Annotated in this window: 22 protein-coding genes; 3 read left to right on the forward strand and 19 right to left on the reverse strand. The window is 73.2% G+C overall.

Going from position 1 to position 21,015, the window contains the following annotated elements; genetic code table 11:
• Positions 1–18 precede the first annotated feature (18 nt).
• Positions 19–336, forward strand: a complete 318-nt coding sequence (locus tag O2W14_RS12030) for a hypothetical protein (RefSeq protein ID WP_269176335.1) — start codon at positions 19–21, stop codon at positions 334–336.
• Positions 337–360: 24 nt separating this feature from the next.
• Here O2W14_RS12030 and murA read toward each other — a convergent pair whose 3' ends face one another.
• Positions 361–1,656: a UDP-N-acetylglucosamine 1-carboxyvinyltransferase gene (gene murA / locus O2W14_RS12035; protein WP_269176336.1), complete on the reverse strand. Its 1,296-nt coding sequence runs from the start codon at positions 1,654–1,656 to the stop codon at positions 361–363.
• Between the two features lie 81 nt (positions 1,657–1,737).
• Between murA and O2W14_RS12040 the strand changes: the two genes are divergently transcribed.
• Complete coding sequence (locus tag O2W14_RS12040; RefSeq protein ID WP_269176337.1) at positions 1,738–2,340, forward strand: cob(I)yrinic acid a,c-diamide adenosyltransferase; 603 nt, start codon at positions 1,738–1,740, stop codon at positions 2,338–2,340.
• Positions 2,341–2,405: 65 nt separating this feature from the next.
• On the opposite strand, the gene O2W14_RS12045 is transcribed toward O2W14_RS12040, so the two are convergent.
• From O2W14_RS12045 to O2W14_RS12110, 14 genes are all read right to left on the reverse strand, one after another.
• Positions 2,406–2,810, reverse strand: a complete 405-nt coding sequence (locus O2W14_RS12045; RefSeq protein WP_269176338.1) for a DUF2550 domain-containing protein — start codon at positions 2,808–2,810, stop codon at positions 2,406–2,408.
• Between the two features lie 46 nt (positions 2,811–2,856).
• Positions 2,857–3,246 carry a F0F1 ATP synthase subunit epsilon gene (locus O2W14_RS12050; RefSeq protein WP_269176339.1) on the reverse strand — a complete coding sequence of 130 codons (390 nt, stop codon included), beginning with the start codon at positions 3,244–3,246 and terminating at the stop codon, positions 2,857–2,859.
• 198 nt (positions 3,247–3,444) lie between these two features.
• On the reverse strand, positions 3,445–3,660 hold the full coding sequence (locus O2W14_RS12055) for a hypothetical protein (RefSeq protein WP_269176340.1): 216 nt from the start codon (positions 3,658–3,660) through the stop codon (positions 3,445–3,447).
• A 287-nt stretch (positions 3,661–3,947) separates the two neighbouring features.
• Positions 3,948–5,393, reverse strand: a complete 1,446-nt coding sequence (gene atpD, locus O2W14_RS12060; RefSeq protein ID WP_163612245.1) for a F0F1 ATP synthase subunit beta — start codon at positions 5,391–5,393, stop codon at positions 3,948–3,950.
• A 112-nt stretch (positions 5,394–5,505) separates the two neighbouring features.
• Positions 5,506–6,468, reverse strand: a complete 963-nt coding sequence (locus O2W14_RS12065; RefSeq protein WP_269176341.1) for a F0F1 ATP synthase subunit gamma — start codon at positions 6,466–6,468, stop codon at positions 5,506–5,508.
• A 2-nt stretch (positions 6,469–6,470) separates the two neighbouring features.
• Positions 6,471–8,108 (reverse strand): F0F1 ATP synthase subunit alpha, encoded by a 1,638-nt coding sequence (gene atpA / locus O2W14_RS12070; RefSeq protein ID WP_269176342.1) that lies wholly within the window; start codon positions 8,106–8,108, stop codon positions 6,471–6,473.
• Between the two features lie 83 nt (positions 8,109–8,191).
• Positions 8,192–9,022, reverse strand: a complete 831-nt coding sequence (locus tag O2W14_RS12075; RefSeq protein ID WP_269176343.1) for a F0F1 ATP synthase subunit delta — start codon at positions 9,020–9,022, stop codon at positions 8,192–8,194.
• The gene (locus tag O2W14_RS12080; protein WP_269176344.1) at positions 9,022–9,624 is read right to left on the reverse strand and encodes a F0F1 ATP synthase subunit B; all 603 of its coding nucleotides are present in this window, start codon (positions 9,622–9,624) and stop codon (positions 9,022–9,024) included. Before O2W14_RS12080 ends, O2W14_RS12075 begins: the two co-directional genes overlap by 1 nt.
• Before the next feature lie 60 nt (positions 9,625–9,684).
• The gene (gene atpE / locus O2W14_RS12085) at positions 9,685–9,909 is read right to left on the reverse strand and encodes an ATP synthase F0 subunit C (RefSeq protein ID WP_269176345.1); all 225 of its coding nucleotides are present in this window, start codon (positions 9,907–9,909) and stop codon (positions 9,685–9,687) included.
• 110 nt (positions 9,910–10,019) lie between these two features.
• Positions 10,020–10,817: a F0F1 ATP synthase subunit A gene (atpB, locus tag O2W14_RS12090; protein WP_269176346.1), complete on the reverse strand. Its 798-nt coding sequence runs from the start codon at positions 10,815–10,817 to the stop codon at positions 10,020–10,022.
• A 367-nt stretch (positions 10,818–11,184) separates the two neighbouring features.
• Positions 11,185–11,658 (reverse strand): hypothetical protein, encoded by a 474-nt coding sequence (locus O2W14_RS12095; protein WP_269176347.1) that lies wholly within the window; start codon positions 11,656–11,658, stop codon positions 11,185–11,187.
• A complete protein-coding gene (locus O2W14_RS12100; protein WP_269176348.1) occupies positions 11,655–12,905 on the reverse strand; it encodes a glycosyltransferase family 4 protein in 1,251 nt (416 codons plus the stop codon). Before O2W14_RS12100 ends, O2W14_RS12095 begins: the two co-directional genes overlap by 4 nt.
• 4 nt (positions 12,906–12,909) lie before the next feature.
• Complete coding sequence (glyA, locus tag O2W14_RS12105; protein ID WP_269176349.1) at positions 12,910–14,244, reverse strand: serine hydroxymethyltransferase; 1,335 nt, start codon at positions 14,242–14,244, stop codon at positions 12,910–12,912.
• A gap of 312 nt (positions 14,245–14,556) precedes the next feature.
• Complete coding sequence (locus tag O2W14_RS12110; RefSeq protein ID WP_269176350.1) at positions 14,557–15,198, reverse strand: L-threonylcarbamoyladenylate synthase; 642 nt, start codon at positions 15,196–15,198, stop codon at positions 14,557–14,559.
• A 33-nt stretch (positions 15,199–15,231) separates the two neighbouring features.
• Here O2W14_RS12110 and O2W14_RS12115 point away from each other — a divergent pair, with 33 nt between their 5' ends.
• Positions 15,232–16,059: an endo alpha-1,4 polygalactosaminidase gene (locus O2W14_RS12115; protein ID WP_269176351.1), complete on the forward strand. Its 828-nt coding sequence runs from the start codon at positions 15,232–15,234 to the stop codon at positions 16,057–16,059.
• Here the strand turns inward: O2W14_RS12115 and prmC are convergent.
• The 4 genes from prmC to rho form a co-directional block, all read right to left on the reverse strand.
• Entirely contained in the window at positions 16,029–16,901 is an 873-nt protein-coding gene (gene prmC, locus O2W14_RS12120) for a peptide chain release factor N(5)-glutamine methyltransferase (RefSeq protein ID WP_269176607.1), read from the reverse strand. The two genes, O2W14_RS12115 and prmC, sit on opposite strands and share 31 nt — an antisense overlap.
• A complete protein-coding gene (gene prfA, locus O2W14_RS12125) occupies positions 16,898–17,974 on the reverse strand; it encodes a peptide chain release factor 1 (protein ID WP_269176352.1) in 1,077 nt (358 codons plus the stop codon). Before prfA ends, prmC begins: the two co-directional genes overlap by 4 nt.
• A gap of 99 nt (positions 17,975–18,073) precedes the next feature.
• Positions 18,074–18,310, reverse strand: a complete 237-nt coding sequence (rpmE, locus tag O2W14_RS12130) for a 50S ribosomal protein L31 (RefSeq protein ID WP_237495747.1) — start codon at positions 18,308–18,310, stop codon at positions 18,074–18,076.
• A 197-nt stretch (positions 18,311–18,507) separates the two neighbouring features.
• Positions 18,508–20,961 (reverse strand): transcription termination factor Rho, encoded by a 2,454-nt coding sequence (gene rho, locus O2W14_RS12135; protein ID WP_269176353.1) that lies wholly within the window; start codon positions 20,959–20,961, stop codon positions 18,508–18,510.
• Positions 20,962–21,015 lie beyond the last annotated feature (54 nt).

Genomic DNA, 21,015 nt, shown 5'->3' on the forward strand with positions numbered 1-21,015 from the left:
ACAGGGCTGGGGGTCAGCGTGCCGATCGAGGCCGGGAGCCTGCACTTCGCCGTCGGCCCGGGAATCGCCCTGGTGGCCCTGGCGGTCATCGCCCTCTTCGCCCGCTGGGCCTTCGGCTCCGGCTCGACGGCCAAGCCGGTCAAGGCCGAGGAGCTGCTCACCCCGGTGGCGACGCTGACCCGGCGGGAGTCCGCGCTGGCGCTGCGGGCCGTGCTGTCCGACGCCGGCATCCGGTCCACGATCCGCGAGCCCGCCGCCCACCGCGCCGACGTCCTGGTCTTCCCCGAGGACCTCGCCCGGGCCCGCGCCCTGGCGCTCTCCTTCGGCGGGAAGTGAAGGGGAGCCCCGGCGGCCGCGAGGTCAGCTGGGGCGCTGGGTGCGCTCGATCTGGACGCCGACGCCGCGCAGCTGCTCGAGGAAGTCGGGGTAGCCGCGGTCGACGTGGTGCACGTCCTGGACCTCGGTGACCCCGTCGGTCAGCATGCCGGCCAGCACCAGCCCGGCGCCGGCGCGGATGTCGGTGGCCAGCACCGGGGCGCTGGAGAGCCGCTCCCGGCCGCGGACGACCGCGTGGTGGCCGTCGATGCGCACGTCGGCGCCCAGCCGGACCAGCTCGTTGACGAACATGAACCGGCCCTCGAACACGTTCTCGGTGATCAGCGCGGTGCCGGTGGAGACCGCCGCCAGCGCCACCGCCATCGGCTGCAGGTCGGTCGGGAAGCCCGGGTAGGGCAGCGTGACGACGTCGACGCCGCGCGGCCGGTCCTCCATCGCCACCCGGACGCCGTCGGCCTGCGGCTCCACGGTGGCGCCGGCGGTGACCAGCTTGTCCAGCGCCACGGTCAGGTGGTCGGCCACGGCCCGCTCGATGACCAGGTCGCCGCGGGTCATCACCGCACCGATCGCCCAGGTGCCGGCCACGATCCGGTCCGGCACGGTCGAGTACGCCACCGGGGACAGCCCCTCGACGCCCTCGACGGTGATCGTCGAGGTGCCCGCGCCGTCGATCCGGGCGCCCATCGCCACGAGCATCCGGCACAGGTCGACGATCTCGGGCTCGCGGGCGGCGTTGTCGACGACCGTGGTGCCCTCGGCCAGCACGGCGGCCATGACCAGGTTCTCGGTGGCGCCCACCGAGGGGAAGTCCAGCCAGATCGAGGTGCCGACCAGCCGGGGCGCGGTGGCGACCAGGAAGCCGTGCTCGCTGACGATGGTCGCGCCCAGCCGCTCGAGGCCGGCGATGTGCATGTCGAGCCCGCGGGAGCCGATGGCGTCACCGCCGGGCAGGGCGACCTTGGCGGTGCCCAGCCGGGCGACCAGCGGACCCAGCACGCTGATCGAGGCCCGCATCCGGCGGACCAGGTCGTAGTCGGTCTCGCTGGAGGGCTCCTCCGGGACGTCGATGAGCACCCGGCCGCCGCCGCTCGGGCTGCCACCGGCCTCCAGCGGGTAGCGCTCGAAGCTCACCCCGCACCCGAGCCGCCGCAGCACCTCGCTCATGATCGACACGTCGAGGATGTCGGGCACCTCGTCCAGCGTCGTCCGTCCCGGGGCCAGCAGCGCCGCCGCCATCAGCTTCAGCGCGCTGTTCTTGGCCCCGGTGACCCGGACCCGACCGCGCAGGGACGCCCCACCGGTCACCTCGAAGCACTCCACCCGCCCAGCCTAGAGGCGCCCGGCCGGGCGCCTGCCACCCGCTGGCGACGACCCCCGGCTCCCCCGCCTTAGGCTCGTCGCATGACCGTCCGGCTGACCCGCATCTACACGCGCACCGGTGACGCCGGGGAGACGCACCTGGGCGACATGAGCCGGGTGACCAAGACCGACCCGCGGCTGGTGGCCTACGCCGACGTCGACGAGACCAACAGCTCGGTCGGTGTGGCCATCGCGCTCGGCAGCCCCGCCCCCGAGGTCGCCGAGCTGCTGCTCAGCATCCAGAACGACCTGTTCGACCTCGGCGCGGACCTGTCCACGCCCATCCAGCCCTCGCCCGCGCACCCGCCGCTGCGGGTCACCGCCGCCTACACCGAGCGGCTGGAGGCGGCGTGCGACACCGCCAACGAGCAGCTGCCGACGCTGACGTCGTTCGTCCTGCCCGGTGGCACGCCGCTGGCCGCGCTGCTGCACGCCTCACGGACGGTCGCCCGCCGTGCCGAGCGCAGCGTCTGGGCGCTGCTGGCCGTCGACGCCGAGCGCACCAACGAGGAGAACGCGCGCTACCTCAACCGCCTGTCGGACCTGCTGTTCATCCTCGCCCGCTCCGCCAACCCCGACGGCGACGTCCTGTGGGAGCCGGGCGCACACAGCGGCGTCCACGCCCAGCGCGCCGCCCGCCGCTAGCGCTGCAACGGCCCCCTCGCAGGGCCCCGCCGCGAGCCTGCGAGCGGTGGGGGCGAGGGGGTCCTTCACCGGTCGACGGGCGGGGCCGACTCGACCCAGGACAGGAAGCCGGTCACCGTCGAGGGGTCCATCGCCAGCTCCTGCGGCCCGGCGCCGGTGCGGCAGGTGAGGATCACCGTCTCGTGCGGCAGGGACAGGTCGGCCGACGTGGGCCGGCGCCGCGCGTCGACCTGGAACTGCGAGCGGCACAACCGGCGGTTGGGCCGCACCGACAGGGACAGCGCGCGGTACCAGAGCAGGTCGTTGCCGGAGTACCAGGCGACCCCGACCGCCCAGCGCGGCGCCCCGGGGGGCCGCAGCCACATGGTGACCGCGCCCAGCCCGGAGAGCAGGAAGCGCCGCCGCAGCAGGAAGGCGGCGACGAGCGCCACCACCACGACACCGAGGACGATCAGGACGGCGGTGGTCACCGGGGCTGGCTGTCGGCCGTTGCGGGGGCGGTGGGGCGGGTGCGGCTCAGACGTCCTGGCCGGCGGCGCGCAACCGGGACTCGGCACGCCGGGCGGCGGCCAGCGCCTCCGGGTCGTCACCGGCGGCCTCGGCGCGGCGGAGCGCTTCACGGGCCCGCTCCACGTCGATGTCGGTGGCGAGCTCCGCGGTCTCGGCGAGGATCGACACCCCCCGCTCGGTCACCGACAGGAAGCCACCGTGGGCGGCGACGACGAGGTCCTCACCGGACTCGCGACGGATGCGGACCACGCCACCGGGGGCGAGCTCGCCGAGCAGCGGTGCGTGGCCGGGCAGGACGCCGAGCTCACCCTCGGTCGTACGGGTGATCACCATGCTGGCCTCACCGGACCAGATCATCTTCTCGACGGCCACGAGCTCGACCTGCAGGGTCGCCACGTCTCTCCTCCGGGTCCACCGGCCGGCCCGTCAGGGCGGCGGTGCGGGTCGCCGGTCCGGACGGAAGCGGCGACGGGTGTGGATCCAGTCTAGCGGCGTGTCGCGGCGCGCTGCGCCACACCCGGTCGGGCAGGGGCCGGACGCCGACGCCGGCGTCGTCCTCGGTCGCGTCGTGGACGGGTGGGACGAGCGGGCCGGTCAGCTCCCGCTGCGGCGGTAGAGCATCGTCCAGCGACCCACGCGCAGCTGCGGGTGCCACACCACCGACGGCGGCGCCCAGTCGTCGGTGTCGAAGACCGCCGACTCGGTGTGCACCGGCGCGTAGGGCGGCCAGCTCCACTGCATCGCGTCCTCGGGCAGGACGGTCGCCGCCGGCAGGACGGTCGTCGGCGGCCCGGTCACCTCGCTGTCCACCGCAGTCCTGCTGCTGCGTCGCAGCACCGCTGGGACCCCCGACCTGTGCACGTGCTGCTCCTGGCTCCGACGTCCGCCGGCCGGACGCGCTCTCCCCATCATCGACCGCTGCACCTCGGAGGTTGAGCCTCGGGTCTCCCCGCCACCCGATGGGAGGGCCTGCACCGCCGCCCGACCGCACGGCGACCGCGGCGCGTGAGCACTCGTGGTGCCCGGGAACGGCAACGGCCGGGCCCCCGTGGGGACCCGGCCGTTGCGCGACCCGTCCTGGTGCGGACGGGCCTGGATCAGCTCTTCTTCAGCTTGGCGTAGTTGGCCTCGAGGTCCTCGAGCCCACCACACATGAAGAACGCCTGCTCCGGGACGTGGTCGTACTCGCCGGCCGCGACGGCCTTGAAGGCCTGCAGCGTCTCGCTCAGCGGCACGTACGAACCCGGCTGACCGGTGAACGCCTCGGCGACGAACATGTTCTGGGAGAGGAAGCGCTCGATGCGCCGGGCACGGTTGACCGTGACCTTGTCCTCCTCGCCGAGCTCGTCGATGCCGAGGATGGCGATGATGTCCTGCAGCTCCTGGTAGCGCTGCAGGATCCGCTGCACCTCGCGGGCGGTGTCGTAGTGCTCCTGCCCGACGTACTGGGCGTCGAGGATCCGGCTGGTGGAGTCCAGCGGGTCGACGGCCGGGTAGATGCCCTTCTCCGAGATCGGCCGGGAGAGCACCGTCGTCGCGTCGAGGTGGGCGAACGTCGTGTGCGGCGCGGGGTCGGTGATGTCGTCCGCGGGCACGTAGATGGCCTGCAGCGAGGTGATGGACCGGCCTCGGGTCGAGGTGATCCGCTCCTGCAGCTCGCCCATCTCGTCGGCCAGGGTCGGCTGGTAGCCCACGGCGGAGGGCATGCGGCCCAGCAGCGTGGAGACCTCGGACCCGGCCTGCGTGAAGCGGAAGATGTTGTCGATGAACAGCAGGACGTCCTGCTGGATCTCGTCGCGGAAGTACTCCGCCATCGTCAGCGCCGACAGGGCCACGCGCAGACGCGTGCCCGGCGGCTCGTCCATCTGGCCGAAGACCAGGGCGGTGGAGTTGATGACGCCGGACTCGGTCATCTCGGTGATGAGGTCGTTGCCCTCACGGGTGCGCTCGCCGACACCGGCGAACACCGACACGCCACCGAACTCCTGGGCGACGCGACGGATCATCTCCTGGATGAGGACCGTCTTGCCCACGCCAGCCCCACCGAAGAGGCCGATCTTCCCGCCCTTGACGTAGGGGGTCAGCAGGTCGATGACCTTGATGCCGGTCTCGAGCAGCTCGGTGCGGCCCTCGAGCTGGTCGAACTTCGGCGCGTGCCGGTGGATCGTCCAGTGCGGGGCGTCCTCGCCGTAACCGGGGGTGTCCAGGCACTCGCCGAGTGCGTTGAACACGTGGCCGGTGACGGCCTCGCCGACGGGGACGGAGATGGCCGAGCCGGTGTCGCGGACCTGCGCACCGCGGACCAGGCCGTCGGTGGGGGCCATCGAGATGGTGCGGACCACGTTGTCACCCAGGTGCTGGGCGACCTCGAGGGTCAGCGTCTTGCCCAGGTCGGCCAGGGTGACGTCGACCTTCAGCGCGTTGAACAGGTCGGGCATCGCGTCGCGGGGGAACTCGACGTCGACGACCGGCCCGGTGACCCGGACGACCCGGCCGGCGCCGGTGGTCCCCTGGGTGCTCGGACGATCCTCGGTGACGGTCATCTGTGCTGCTCTCCTGCCCTCGGGCTGTGTGGTTCCCGCTGTCGATCTCTGTCTTCAGTGTCCCCGGTCGCGGCGGGTGGCGCCGCGACCGGGGCAGTGCTCGTGCGGGTGCTCAGTTGTCCGAGCCCGCGGTCACCAGCGCGTCGGCGCCGCCGACGATCTCGCTGATCTCCTGGGTGATCTCCGCCTGACGGGCCTGGTTCGCCTGCCGGGCGAGGTTCTTCGCGAGCTCCTCGGCGTTGTCCGAGGCCGACTTCATCGCCCGCCGACGCGACGCCGACTCCGAGGCGGCCGCCTCGAGCAGGGCCGCGTAGATGCGGGTGGTGATGTACTTCGGCAGCAGGGCGTCCAGCAGCTCCTCGGCCGACGGCTCGAAGTCGTAGGACGTCGGGACGTCGCTCGTGCCGCCCTGCCCGGCGGGGGCCTCGTCGCGGAACTCGTCGACCTCCTCGACCACCAGCGGCGCCATCCGGTTGGCCACGGGGACCTGGGCCAGCAGCGAGCGGAACTCGGTGTAGACGATGTGCAGCTCGTCGACGCCCTCGATGCCGTCGACACCGGCACCGGACTCGTCGTCGTCGGCGCCGGCGGTGAAGGCGTCGATGAGGACGCGCCCGACCTCCTGCGCGTCCGCGTAGCCCGGCTGCTCGGAGAAGCCGGTCCAGGAGTCCTGGACCGCGCGGTCACGGAACCGGTAGTACGTCTCGCCCTTGCGGCCGATGACGTACAGCAGCGGCTCCTTGCCCTCCTGCCGCAGCAGACCGAGCAGCTCCTCGGTCCGACGCAGCACGTTGACGTTGTAGGAGCCGGCGAAGCCACGGTCGGAGGTGATCACCAGGACCGCCACCCGCCGGGCGCTGGTGCGCTCGGTGAGCAGCGGGTGGTCCAGGCTGGCCGCCCCGGCCAGGGCCGACAGCACCCGGGTGATCTCCCGGGCGTAGGGCTTCGAGGCCTCCACGCGGTTCTGGGCACGCACGATGCGGGCGCCGGCGATCAGCTCCTGGGCCGAGAAGATCTTCTTCGTCGACTGGGTGGAGCGGATGCGGCGCCGCAGCGCGCGGAGTGAACCGGCCATGGTCAGGAGCCCCGCTTGACCTGGACGGTCTCCTGGCCACGCTCGCCGGCGGCCATGGCCTCGACCTCGGGCTCGGTGCCCTTGAGCCGCTCGCCGTCGGAGGTGGTGAACCGGCCGTAGAAGGTCTCGACGGCCCGCTCCAGGCTGCCGACGGTGTCGTCGGACAGCTTTTTGGAGTTGCGGATGTCGTCGAAGATCGTGTTGTCGCCCCGGGAGATGAACTCCTGGAACTCCGCCTCGAAGCGACGCACGTCCGGGATCGGGACCATGTCCAGCTTGCCGGTGGTGCCCAGCCACAGCGAGACGACCTCGCGCTCGACCGGGAACGGCGAGTACTGGCCCTGCTTGAGCAGCTCGACCAGCCGCTGACCGCGGTCCAGGGTGGCCCGACTGGAGGCGTCCAGGTCCGAGGAGAACGAGGCGAAGGCCTCGAGCTCGCGGAACTGGGCCAGGTCCAGCCGCAGGCGGCCGGCGACGGACTTCATCGCCTTGATCTGCGCCGAGCCACCGACCCGGGAGACCGAGACACCGACGTTGATCGCCGGGCGGACACCGGAGTTGAACAGACCGGTCTCGAGGAAGATCTGCCCGTCGGTGATCGAGATGACGTTGGTCGGGATGTACGCCGAGACGTCGTTGCCCTTGGTCTCGATGAGCGGCAGACCGGTCATCGAGCCCGCACCCAGCTCGTCGGAGAGCTTCGCGCAGCGCTCGAGCAGACGGGAGTGCAGGTAGAAGACGTCGCCGGGGTAGGCCTCGCGGCCCGGCGGGCGACGGAGCAGCAGCGACACGGCGCGGTAGGCCTCGGCCTGCTTGGACAGGTCGTCGAACACGATCAGGACGTGCTTGCCCTCGTACATCCAGTGCTGGCCGATGGCCGAGCCGGTGTAGGGGGCGATGTACTTGAAGCCGGCCGGCTCGGAGGCCGGGGCGGCGACGATGGTCGTGTACTCCATCGCGCCCGCGTCCTCCAGCGCCGCACGCGTGGCGGCGATGGTGGAGCCCTTCTGGCCCACGGCGACGTAGATGCAGCGCACCTGCTGCGCCGGGTCACCGGTCGCCCAGGCCTGCTTCTGGTTGATGATCGTGTCCAGCGCGATCGCCGACTTGCCGGTCTGGCGGTCGCCGATGATCAGCTGGCGCTGGCCGCGGCCGATCGGGGTCATGGCGTCGATGGCCTTGATCCCGGTCTGCATCGGCTCGTGCACCGACTGGCGCTGCACGACGGTGGGGGCCTGCAGCTCCAGGGCGCGACGCGAGGTGGTCGCGATCGGGCCGGCGCCGTCGATCGGGTTGCCGAGCGGGTCGACGACGCGGCCCAGGTAGCCGTCGCCGACGGCCACGGAGAGGACCTCGCCGGTCCGGCGGACCGTCTGGCCCTCCTCGATCCCGGCGAAGTCGCCCAGGATCACGACGCCGACCTCGCGCACGTCGAGGTTCAGCGCCAGACCGCGCACGCCGCCCTCGAACTCGAGGAGCTCGTTGGTCATGACCGAGGGCAGGCCCTCGACCCGGGCGATGCCGTCGCCGGCCTCGGTGACGACCCCGACCTCTTCCCGGGAGACGTCCGGGGTGTAGTCGGAGACGTAGTTCTGGATCGCACTGCGGATCTCGTCCGCGGAGATCGTCAGCTCGGCCATGGCTTCGCGTCCTCTTCTGCTGGTGTCTGTGGTGGTGCGGTGGAGCTGCGCGGTCGGCGGCGCCGGCCGGCTGGGGCGGTCGGTCAGCCGGCCAGGCGACGCCCGGCTTCGTCCAGGCGGTGCGCGATGCTGCCGTCGATGACCTCGTCGTCGACGCGGATCACCAGGCCGCCGAGCACGTCGGGGTCGACCTGGACCTGCAGGCCCATGGTCTTCCCGTGGATGCGCTCGAGGGTCGCGACGAGCCGCTGCTCCTGCGCAGCGGTCAGCGGCACGGCGCTGGTCACGTGGGCGACCGACTGGCCACGCCGGCGTGCCGCCGCCGTGGACAACCGCTCGATCTCGTTCTCCGCGTTGTGCACGTGCGAGCTCGTCAGGGAGTTCCGGATGAGTCGCTCGGTGACCGGGCTGACCTTGCCGGTCAGCAGCCGGTCGAGCAGGGCGCTCTTCCCCTCGCGGGGAGCCGACCGGTTGCCCAGGATGCGGGCCAGGTCGTCGTCGCCGGCCACGATGCGCGCGAACCGGAACAGCTCGTCCTCGACGCCGTCGAGCTCCCCGCGGGCGTCGGCGGCGTCGAGGGCCGCCTCGGTCGCGAGGGTCTCGGTGGCCTCGACCAGGTCCAGCGGCCGGGACCAGCGCTGGCGCGCCACGGTCTCGACCACGGCGAGGGTGTCGGCACCGACCTGCGCGGCCAGCAGCCGGCGGGCGAGCCCGGCCCGGTCCTCGGGCCGCGAGGAGGCGTCGGACAGGGCACGGCGCAGCGAGGGCTGCCCGTCGAGCACGTGCGCCACGGCGTACAGCTCGTCGGCCAGCGTCAGCAGCTGCTCACCGCGGGTGCGGCTGCGCGCCCCGCCGGTGTGCTGCTGCAGGCTGGCCCGCGACTCCTGCATCGCTGCCCTGCTGGAGGCGTGCATCAGCGCGCGTCCTGCGGGACGTACGCCGTGCTGCCGCCGCGACCGTCGGCCGGGCCGGTGGTCGTCGCGGTGCCGGTGGTCGCCGACATGGTGTCCAGGTCGTCGAGGAACCGGTCGACGGTGCCGCTGCGACGGGCGTCGTCGGCGAGGGACTCCCCGACCACGCGGCCGGCGAGCTCGACGGCGAGGGTGCCGATCTGGCCACGCAGCTCGGTCACGACCTGCTGACGGGAAGCAGTGAGCTGCTCCTCGCCACGGGCCACGATCCGGGCCGACTCGGCCTGGGCCTGGGCGCGCAGCTGCTCGATGATCTGCTGCCCCTCGGCGCGGGCGTCGTCGCGGATCTTCGCGGCCTCGGCCTGCGCCTCGGCCAGCTGGGCGCGGTACTGCGCCAGCGAGGCCTCGGCCTCGGCCTGCATCGCCTGGGCCCGCTCGATGCCGCCCTCGATCGCCTCACGGCGTGCCTGGAAGACCTGCTCGAATCGCGGCGCGACGAACTTGACCACCACGAGCACGAGGATCGCGAACGTGATCGCGCCCACGATGATCTCGCCCCACGGGGGCAACAGCGGATTCGCGCTCTCCGCGGCGAGGATGCTCATTGTCCTACCGTCCCTCTATAGCCGTGACAGACCGGAACTCGATGTCGGTTCGTCCGGCCGTCAGTAGATGAAGGGAACGACGAAGCCGATGAGCGCGAGCGCCTCGGCCAGGGCGGCACCGAGGAACGCGTAGGTGCGGGTCAGACCGGCGGACTCGGGCTGACGGGCGGTCGCCTGGATGTAGGCGGCCCACACGATGCCCACACCGATGCCGGGGCCGATGGCGCCGATGCCGTAGCCGACCGTGCCGATGTTGCCTTCGAGCTCTGCGAGAACCTCGATCATTGCGGGGTGTTCCTCCTGTGTCGTCGCCCGGTGGTCACCGGGCGGCTGGCGGGGTCGAGCGGGTGGTGCAGTCCAGTGGGCCGGCCACGTCGGCCGGTCAGCCCGGGAGGTCAGTGCGCGGGTTCGACCGCACCGTTGAGGTACGTGGCCGTGAGCACCGTGAAGACGTACGCCTGCAGGACGATCACCAGGACCTCGAAGAAGGTCATGACCAGCGCCATCAGGAAGGCGAACGGCGTGAAGATGACGGAGAAGTTGCCCACCGTCAACAGGTAGACCGTGCCGAGGGAGAAGACCACCAGCAGCATGTGGCCGGCGAACATGTTGGCGAAGAGTCGGACCGCCAGGGTGAACGGGCGGATCACGAACACCTGCAGAAGCTCGATGGGCGTCACGAGGACCAGGGCGCCGATCGGCACGCCCGGCGGCACGGCCGCGTCCTTGAAGTAGCGCTTGGCGCCCTGCTCGCGGATCCCGACCCAGTTGTAGAGCACCCAGACGGCGACGGCGAGGACCAGCGGCCAGGCGAACTTCGCGTTCGGTGAGATCTGCGCGAACGGGATGATGCTCATCGCGTTGTTGGCCAGGATGAAGAAGAACAGCGACGCCAGGAAGGGCGCGAACGGGAGGCCCTTCGGCCCGACGATGTCGCGGGCGATGCCGTCGCGCACCAGGGAGTAGCCGCTCTCACCCAGGAACTGCAGCTTGCCCGGCACGATGGACGGCTTGCGCACGGCCAGGACGAGCAGCGCCAGGATGGCCGCCGTCGCGATCCACGAGATGATCGTGATCCGGGTGATGGCGAACGCGATGCCGAAGAGCGAGAACTCGGCGAGCGGCTCGGGGTAGAACTCGGCGATCGTCGGCGGCGAGAAGCCACCGCCCGGATCGCTCTCAACAGCGAGCACGCTGTGGAGCGCAAGAGCGCTTGCGGTCACCGTCGTCCCTTCTCCGTGCCGGGCCGGATCGATCCCGCACCCGAGGCCCTGCCACTGTGCCGCTCCCCACCCGGTGCGGGGAGCGTCCCGTACTTGACCACCACGAGGTAGATGGCCACCGTCACGCCGAGGAGGACCCCGACCGGGAGGAACACTCGCGTGTCCAGCCACCGGTCCAGCAGCCACCCGACCCCGCCCCAGACGGCCATCCCCGACATCAACGTCCCGGTGATGCCCCAACCCACGTCGGCCCCGGAGGGCTGCGGTGCTGAGGGTGTGGGTCGTGGTCGCGCGCTCCAGTTCGCAGGAGTGTCCTCGGCCATCGCGAGGGACCATATCAGCCTGCTGGCTGCGGGTTCTCCCCCGGATCATGGGCGCTGCGGCCGACCGGCGCGGGCGGACGGACGTAGTACAGCTGGCGGGTCCACACCCACCGCACGTGGACCAGCGTCCACAGCACGGTGCCGACGACCACCGACCAGGCCACGGCCCGGCGGTCCAGCCACCCGTCCTCCGGGAGCGCCGACAGCAGCGGGAACAGCAGCAGGGCCTTGACGCCCAGGGACACCAGGGCCGCCGGCATCGTCAGGCTGTCGCTGATCCGCCCCGCCCAGGCCACGACCAGGCCGGACAGGACGAAGAACGAGGAGACGATGACGGCGGCGAGGAGGACGCCCAGCGCCGCCGGCCAGCCCAGGGTCAGGCCGACCACCGGCACCGCCACCGCCGTCACGGCTGCGGTGGCCACCCCGCCCACCCGCAGGAAGGTCAGGTCCCAGGGGACGTCGGAGGTGGTGGCTGGGCCGGTCATGGAGCTCCCTGGCTCGCTCGTGGGTGGGGTGCCGAGCCGTCCGGGTGGGCGAGGACGACCGCGTCGCGCAGCGCGCGGTTGGCCGGGTGGGCGGCCCGGCTGCGCTCCTTGAGCGCAGCCAGCTCGGCCTGGCGGGCCGCGATCGCCGCCCGCCGCGCCCGCGGGCTGAGCACGACGACCACCCCGACGACCAGGAGCGCCCCGATCACGACGAGCACCTCGACGGTGCCCCCGGTGATCGACAGCGCGACGGCACCGAAGCTCAGCAGCGCGGCCCAGAAGTAGATGATCAGCACGGCCCGCCGGTGGGAGTGCCCGATGGACAGCAACCGGTGGTGCAGGTGCATCTTGTCCGGCCGGAACGGCGACTGGCCCCGCCGGGTGCGCCGGACGACGGCCATGACCAGGTCGGCGAAGGGGATGAAGAGCACCGCGACCGGGATGAGGAGCGGGAGCATCAACGGCAGCAGGCCGGCCGCGGAGCTCAGCGTCTGGGAGTCGGTCTGCCCGGTGGCGGAGACGGCCGCGGCCGACAGCATCAGGCCGACCAGCATCGACCCGGAGTCGCCCATGAAGATCCGCGCCGGGTTGAAGTTGTGCGGCAGGAAGCCCAGGCAGGCCCCGGCGAGCACGGCGGTGATGAGGGCCGGGGCGCTGGCGACGTCGTCGTAGCCGACCAGCCCCAGGTGGTAGCTGTAGGCGAAGAACGCCAGGGCCGCGATCGCGGAGACCCCGGCGGCCAGCCCGTCGAGCCCGTCGATGAAGTTCAGCGCGTTCACCGTGAGCACGGTCAACGCGATGGTGGCCGGCACCCCGACGTCCGGGCCGAGCGAGAGGGTCCCGATGTCGGCGACCGGCAGGAACAGGTAGGCCAGCTGGACACCCAGCAGCACCATCACCCCGGCCGAGGCGATCTGCCCGGTCAGCTTGGTCAGCGCGTCGAGGCCGAACCGGTCGTCCAGGACGCCGAGCAGGCAGATCAGCCCACCGGCGACCAGGACGGCGATCGTCTGGGTGCTGAACTCGAAGCTGCGCTGCAGCGAGGGCAGCTGGGCGGCCACGAGGACACCGGCGGCGACCCCGAGGTACATCGCCACTCCCCCGCCCCGTGGGGTGGGGATGACGTGCACGTCGCGGTCACGCACCGCGGCCATCACCCGGAACCGGACCGCCGCCACCCGCACCACCGGGGTGGCCAGGAAGGTGACCAGGGCGGCGGCCAGCAGGACGACGGCGTACTCGCGCATGGGCTCAGACGGCCCGGGCGGGCTCGGGGTAGGCGTTCGGCGGGGTCGGGTGGGGATAAGCAGGGTGGGCGCTGACCAGCTTCTCGACGCCCGCGGCGACCTCGGCGGTGCGCGAGCCGTCGGCGTCCCGGATCGCCGTCCCGATGAGCTGGGCGATCTCGGCCATGTCGGCCTCGACCATGCCCTGGGTGGTGACCGAGGGGCTGCCCACCCGGATGCCGGAGGCGACCGACGCCGGCTGCGGGTCGAAGGGGATCGCGTTCTTGTTCAGCACGATGCCGGCGGCGTCGCAGCGGGCCTCGGCGACCTTGCCGGTGACGAGCTCACCGGCGGTGTCGGTGACCTCGCGCAGGTCCAGCAGCGCCAGGTGGGTGTCGGTGCCGCCGGCGACCGGGCGCAGGCCCTCGGCGGCCAGGCCCGCGGTGAGCGCCTGGGCGTTGGCGACGACCTGGCGGGTGTAGGCCTGGTACTCCGGCTGCAGGCACTCCTTGAGGTTCACCGCCTTGGCGGCGACCGCGTGCATGAGCGGGCCGCCCTGCATCATCGGGAACGCCGACTTGTCGATGGCCTTGGCGTGCTCGGCCTTGCAGACGATCGCCCCACCGCGCGGGCCGCGCAGCACCTTGTGGGTGGTGAAGGTGACGACGTCGGCGTAGGGCACCGGCGAGGGGATGGCCTTGCCGGCGACCAGGCCGATGAAGTGCGCCGCGTCGACCATGAAGATGGCGCCCACCTCGTCGGCGATCTCCCGGAACGCGGCGAAGTCGATCAGCCGCGGGATGGCCGAGCCACCGGCGATGATCAGCTTGGGCCGGTGCTCGCGGGCGAGGTCGCGGACCTGGTCGTAGTCGATGTGCTCGGTCACCGGGTCGACGCCGTACTGGACGGCGTTGAACCACTTGCCCGAGAACGAGACCTTGGTGCCGTGGGTCAGGTGCCCGCCGTGCGGCAGGGCCATGCCGAGGATGGTGTCGCCGGGCTGCAGGAAGGCGCCGTAGGCGGCCAGGTTGGCGCTGGCGCCGGAGTGCGGCTGCAGGTTGGCGTGCTCGGCGCCGAAGAGCTCCTTGGCCCGCTCGATGCCGAGGGACTCGGCGCGGTCGACGACCTCGCAGCCGCCGTAGTACCGGCGGCCGGGGTAGCCCTCGGCGTACTTGTTCGACAGCGTGCTCCCCAGCGCGGCGAGCACCGCGGGGCTGGTGAAGTTCTCGCTGGCGATCAGCTGCAGCCCGCTGCGGAGCCGGTCGAGCTCGTCGACGACGACGCTGGAGATCTCCGGGTCGAAGGCGGCCAGGGCGTCGAAGTCGGGACCCCAGTAGGGGGTCGTGGCGGGGGTGCTCATCGCGGGTGCACTCCTGCTGCTCGGTGCCGGTGCCCGCGCGCACCCTCGAGCGGGCGCGCACGGCTGTCGCACCACGGTATCGCTGTGTCATGGCGATGCTCCGCATCGCATCGCGGCCCGGTGCCGTCCCCGATCTCCGTTGAGCCGCTTCGTGCGAGGACGGCGGGACCCTCCGGGCCCGCGCCGTCCTCCCACAGTCGTCCTCCGGACGACGCGGTGGTCACCTCGCGAGCTCGGGCCTGGTGGTGGTCACCTCGTCGCGTCCCGCTTGACCGTGCTCGCGTCCGACCACGCAGTCGACCGGGGAGCCGGCTAGTCGGTGATCTCCGGGACGACGGCGCGCAGGGCCTCCAGGCCGACGGCGCCCAGCCGCAGCACCCGCGGGACCGGGGTGGTGCAGTCGACGATGGTGCTGGCCGCGGAGTTCGTCCGCGGGCCGCCGTCGAGCACCACCGCGGCCATCTCGCCGAGCTGGTAGACCGCCTCCGCGGCGCTCGTCGCGGCCGGCCGGCCGGAGCGGTTCGCGCTGGACACCGCGAGCGGGCCGGTGCGCCGCAGCAGGTCCCGGGTGACGTCGTCGGCGGGCAGCCGGACGGCGACCGTGCCCTCCGCGTCCCCGAGGTCCCAGGCCAGCGTGGGGGCGTGCTCCACGACCAGCGTGAGCCCACCGGGCCAGAACTCCTCGGCCAGCCGGGTCGCCGCCGGCGGGACGGTGGTCACCAGCCCGACGAGCGTGGACGCCTCGCCGATCAGCACCGGCACCGGCATGTTCCGGCCGCGGTTCTTCGCCGCCAGCAGCTTGCCGACCGCCGCCGGGGTGAAGGCGTCGGCCGCCACCCCATAGACCGTGTCGGTCGGGGTCAGCACCAGGTCGCCGCGCGAGAGGGCGAGCGCGGCGGCGGTCAGGCCCGCCTCGCGCTGGTCGGGGTCGCTGCAGTCGTAGAGGTCCGCCACGGCTGGGGAGTCTCCCCCACCTACGCTGCGCCCGTGCAACAGGTGGGTGTACCCGCGGTGCGTGCGGTCCTGCCCCTCCTGGGGGCCGCGCTGCTGTTGGCCGGGTGCGGGGCACAGCCGGAGGAGGCCCCACCGCCGGCCGGGTCACGGGTCGCCGTCCTCGCCGGGCTGCCCGTCGGCGCCCGCGTCGACTACCAGCTCGGTGGCCCCCACCCGGCTGTCGCCGGCATCGCCGGCGTCGTCCGGGACCGCACCGCGACGCCGGCCGCCGGCCTGTGGTCGGCCTGCTACGTCAACGCCTTCCAGACCCAGCCGGGCAGCGCGGACTGGCCGGCGGACCTGCTGCTGCGCGGGGCCGACGGCCGGCCCGTGGAGGACCCGGACTGGCCGGGTGAGTTCCTGGTCGACATCGCCTCGGCCAGGCAGCGCGAGCGGGTGCTCGCCGTCGTCGGCCCGTGGTTCGACGACTGCGCGGCGGCCGGGTTCACCGCGGTCGAGCCGGACAACCTGGACAGCTGGACCCGCTCGGAGGGGCTGCTGGACGCCGACGACGCCGCTGCGACGGCCCGGGCGCTGGTGGACCGGGCGCACGCCGCCGGGCTGGCGATCGGGCAGAAGAACGCCCCCGAGCTGGCCGGCGCCGGGCTGGGCTTCGACTACGCCGTGGCCGAGGACTGCGGCGCCTTCGACGAGTGCGCGGTCTACACCGCCGTCTACGGGAGCGTGCTGGACGTCGAGTACACCGACGAGGGGTTCGACGCGGCCTGCGGCACCCCCGGGCTGAGCGTCCAGCGGCGCGACCTCGACGTCGCGCTACCCGGCGACCCGGCCTACGTGGCGGAGTGGTGCCCGGACAGCTGAGCGGTCGTGTGCCGCGGCCGGCCGGCGAGGTCCGGGTGGTCGGCGACGTCGGTCCAGCGGCCGTGCGCGCGCAGCAGCGCCGGCAGCGAGCTGCCCTGCAGGTCGGCGTGCTCGATGCCCAGCCAGCCTCCCGGGCGCAGCAGCCGGGCGGCAGTGTCCAGCAGCCCGCGGACGACGTCCAGCCCGTCCGGGCCGCCCCACAGCGCCAGCGGCGGGTCGTGGTCGAGCACCTCGCGCGGCAGCCGGGCGTCGTCGGGGACGTAGGGCGGGTTGGACACGACGACGTCGACGGTGCCGTCGAGAGCGGTGAGCAGGCGCGGGTCGGTCATGTCCCCGGCGAGCACCTCGACCGGGGTGTCACCGGCGGCGGCCCGGGCCGCGGCGTTGTGCCGGGTCCACTCGATCGCCCCGGGGTCGCGCTCGACGGCCAGCACCCGGACGCCGGGGTGCTCGTTGGCCACGGCGAGCGCGATCGCGCCGGACCCGGTGCCCAGGTCGACGACGGTCGGTGCGGGCAGCCCGGCGATCCGCTCCAGCACCCAGCCGGCGAGCAGCTCGGTCTCCGGCCGCGGGACGAAGACGCCGGGCCCGACGGAGAGCTCCAGGTGGCGGAAGGGCGCCGTCCCGGTCAGGTGCTGCAGCGGCACGCGGTCGGCCCGCTGCTCGACCAGCGCGGCGAACCGGGCGGCGGCCTCGTCACCGACCTCGCCGGCGGTGAGCAGGGCCGTGCGGGAGGTCCCGAGCGCGGCGGCCAGCAGCAGCTCGGCGTCCACGCGCGGGGACTCCACACCGGCCGCGGCCAGCCGTGCGGCCGCCTCGCGGACCAGGGCCTGCGCGGTCAGGACTCCCCCGCCAGGAGCTCGGCGGTGTGCGCGGCGGTCAGCGCGTCGAGCACCGGGTCCAGCTCGCCGTCGAGGACCGCGTCGAGGTTGTGCGCCTTGAACCCGACCCGGTGGTCGGCGATCCGGTTCTCCGGGTAGTTGTAGGTGCGCACCCGCTCGCTGCGGTCGACCGTGCGGACCTGGCTGCGCCGCTGGTCCGACGCGGTGGCCTCGGCCTCCTCGCGGGCGGCGGCCAGCAGCCGGGAGCGCAGCACCCGGAGGGCGGACTCGCGGTTCTGCAGCTGGCTCTTCTCATTCTGCGAGCTGACGACGATGCCGGTCGGCAGGTGGGTGATCCGGACGGCGGAGTCGGTGGTGTTCACGCTCTGCCCGCCCGGCCCCGAGGAGCGGAAGACGTCGATCCGCAGGTCGTTCGGGTCGACGGTCACGTCGACGTCCTCGGCCTCGGGCAGGACCAGGACGCCGACGGCGGAGGTGTGGATGCGGCCCTGCGCCTCCGTGACCGGCACGCGCTGCACCCGGTGCACGCCGGCCTCGAACTTCAGCCGGGAGAAGATGCCCTCGTCGGTGCGGGACTTGATGGCCACCGCGACGTCCTTGTAGCCACCCAGCTCGGCCGGCACCGCGTCGAGGACCTCGGTCGACCAGCCGCGCCGCTCGGCGTAGCGCAGGTACATCCGCAGCAGGTCCCCGACGAACAGCGCGGACTCCGCGCCGCCCTCCCCCGCCTTGACCTCGAGGATGACGTCCTTCTCGTCGTCGGGGTCCTTGGGCAGCAGCAGCTCGGTCAGCCGCGCGCTCAGCTCGCCGACGGTCGTCTCGAGCTGGGCGGCCTCGGCGACGAAGGAGGGGTCGTCGGCGGCGAACTCGCGGGCCGCGCCCAGGTCGTCGCGGGCGGCGTCGAGCGCGCGGGCGGTCTCGACCACCGGGGCGAGGGCGGCGTAGCGGCGGCCCAGCCGGCGGGCGCGGGCGGCGTCGGCGTGCACGGCGGGGTCGGCGAGCTCGGCCTCGAGCTCACGGTGCTCGGCGAGCAGGCCGGCGAGCCGGTCGCTGCCGGACTCGGGACTGCTCACGGGCACGCTCCTGGGTCGGGGTGGGGACTGCTGTCCGGACATGACGACGGCGCCTGTGCCGCTCTCGACAGGAGAGCGGCACAGGCGCCGTCGGGGGTGCTACTTCTCGGCGTCGGTGCTGGCGCCGGCGTTGCGCTTGCCGAACCGCTTCTCGAAGCGGGCGACGCGGCCACCGGTGTCCAGGATGCGCTGCTTGCCCGTGTAGAACGGGTGGCAGGCCGAGCAGGTCTCGACGGTCATGGTGCCGCCGGCCGCCGTGCTCTTGGTCTGGAACGTGTTGCCGCAACCGCAGGTCACCGTGGTGACGTGGTAGTCCGGGTGGATGTCGGCCTTCATGCCGGTACACCCTCTCTCTGGTCTCGTGGTCTGGTGTCTCACACGCCGCCGGGGTCTGGCCGACCCACGCGACGAAGGCTCGATGGGCCAGTGTACGGCCCCGGCGAGGTCCTGGGTCGGCCCCCTCACGGGAACCGACCCGGCCCCCTTGCAGGGACCCGCCGCGAGCTTGCTCGTGGCGGGGGGCAAGGGGGTCCTTACTCCTTCTCGCCCAGGCCCAGGGTCGTCTTCTGGACCTGCATGAGGAACTCGATGTTGTTGCGGGTCTTGCGCATGCGGTCGAGCAGCAGCTCGAGCGCCTGCTGGGGCTCCAGGGCCGAGAGCACCCGGCGCAGCTTGATCACGATCGCCAGCTCGTCCGGGGAGAGGAGGATCTCCTCCTTGCGGGTGCTGGAGGCGTTCACGTCGACGGCGGGGAAGACCCGCTTGTCGGCCAGCCGCCGGTCGAGCTTGAGCTCGGCGTTCCCGGTGCCCTTGAACTCCTCGAAGATGACCGTGTCCATCGTCGACCCGGTCTCGACCAGCGCCGAGGCGATGATCGTCAGCGAGCCGCCGTTCTCGATGTTGCGGGCGGCACCGAGGAAGCGCTTCGGCGGGTAGAGCGCCGTGGAGTCGACACCACCGGAGAGGATGCGCCCGCTGGCGGGGGCCGCCAGGTTGTAGGCGCGGCCCAGCCGGGTGATCGAGTCCAGCAGGACGACGACGTCGTGGCCCATCTCGACCAGTCGCTTGGCCCGCTCGATGGACAGCTCCGCGACCGTGGTGTGGTCGGCCGGCGGCCGGTCGAAGGTCGAGGCGATGACCTCGCCCTTCACCGAGCGCTGCATGTCGGTGACCTCCTCGGGCCGCTCGTCGACGAGCACGACCATGAGGTGGACCTCGGGGTTGTTCACCGCGATCGCGTTGGCGATCGACTGCAGCACCATCGTCTTGCCGGCCTTGGGCGGGCTGACGATCAGGGCGCGCTGGCCCTTCCCGATCGGCATGACCAGGTCCATGATCCGGGTCGTCATCAGGTGCGACTCGGTCTCCAGCCGCAGGCGGTCCTGCGGGTAGAGCGGGGTCAGCTTGGTGAACTCCGGCCGGTCCTTGGCCTGCTCGGGGTCCAGGCCGTTGACCGACTCGAGCCGGACGAGCGCGTTGTACTTGTCCTTCTTCTCGCCCTCACGGGGCTGGCGGACCGCACCGGTGATCGCGTCACCGCGGCGCAGGCCGTAGCGGCGCACCTGGGCCAGGGACACGTAGACGTCGTTCGGGCCGGTGAGGTAGCCCGACGTCCGGACGAAGGCGTAGCTGTCCAGCACGTCGAGGATGCCGGCGACCGGCAGCAGGACGTCGTCATCGCTGACGGTGGGCTCACCGGAGTCGAAGCGCTCGCGGCCACCGGGGGCGTTGCCGCCCCGGCGGTTGCGGTCGCGGTACCGGCGACCCCGGCGGCCGCGGCCGTCGAAGTCGTCGTCGTCCTCGTCGGGGCGGGCGTCACGGTCGGCGCGCGCGGTGTCCGGGCGCTCGGTACGGGTGTCGGTGCGGGCACCGTCGCGCCCGGCGTCACGGCCGTCGCGGGCACCGTCGCGCCCGTCGCGGGCACCGTCACGCCCGTCGCGGGCACCGTCGTTGGCGTTGCGGTTGCGGTTGCGGCCGCCCCGCTCCTCGCCGTCCCGGGCCGCACCGTCACGGGCAGAGCCGTCACGGTTGCGGTCGTCACGAGCACCGCGGTCGTCGCGGTCGGCACCGTCACGGACGGGACGCTCGCCACCGTCACGGGCAGAGCGGTCTGCACCGTCACGAGCGGGACGCTCGCCACCCTCACGGGCGGGACGGTCAGCACCGTCACGGACGGGACGCTCGCCACCCTCACGGGCCGGACGCTCGCCACCGTCGCGGGCGGGACGCTCGGCACCCTCACGGGCCGGACGCTCGCCACCGTCGCGGGCGGGACGCTCGGCACCGTCGCGGGCGGGACGCTCGGCACCGTCACGGGCCGGACGCTCGCCACCGTCGCGGGCGGCGCGCTCGCGGCGGTTGCGCGGCGGACGCTCGCCCTCGGTGCGGGCCTCGGCCTGCGGGTCCTGCGTCTCGCGGCCACCGGCCTGGACCGGGGCGTCGTCGGCGGCGGCGGGCTCGGCCGCGGTCTCGGCGGCGTCGGCGGTCGGGGCGCCGGCGGGACGGCTCGCGCCCCGGCGGCGACGGCCGGTGGGGGCGGTGTCGGCGACGGGCTCCGACGCGGCGTCGGGGGTGCTGTCGCTCGCCGGGGCGCCGACGACCGGCCCCCCGTTGGCACCACCGCTGACCGGCGCCTCGAGCGGGGCCGCCGAGGCGGGGGCGCTCACGGCGGACGGCGTGGAGGTGGGCGGCGTGGTGTCGCCCGGGGTGCTCTCGGCGCGGGGCGCCGGGGCATCGGCGGCGGGGGCGGCATCGGAGCCGTTGCTGCCGGACCCGCCCACCTGCCGCTCGGAGATGGCGGCGACGAGGTCGCTCTTGCGCATCTTGCCGGTGCCGGGGATGCCCAGCTCGCCGGCCAGGCGCTGCAGCTCGGGCAGCAGCATCCCGGCCAGGCCGGTGCCGCGGCGACGGGAGCGGGCGGCCGCTCCGTTGCCGGCGGCTGCCTCGTCGGACGGTGCGCCGTCGAGGAGGTCGGTGGTCTCGCTCACGTACAGGTCCTTCCCTGCGGTGACCTGCGCCTACCAGCGCAGGGGGTGACCCGC

It is taken from the genome of Modestobacter sp. VKM Ac-2986, from assembly GCF_026967795.1.
In the GTDB taxonomy this organism is placed as follows: domain Bacteria; phylum Actinomycetota; class Actinomycetes; order Mycobacteriales; family Geodermatophilaceae; genus Modestobacter.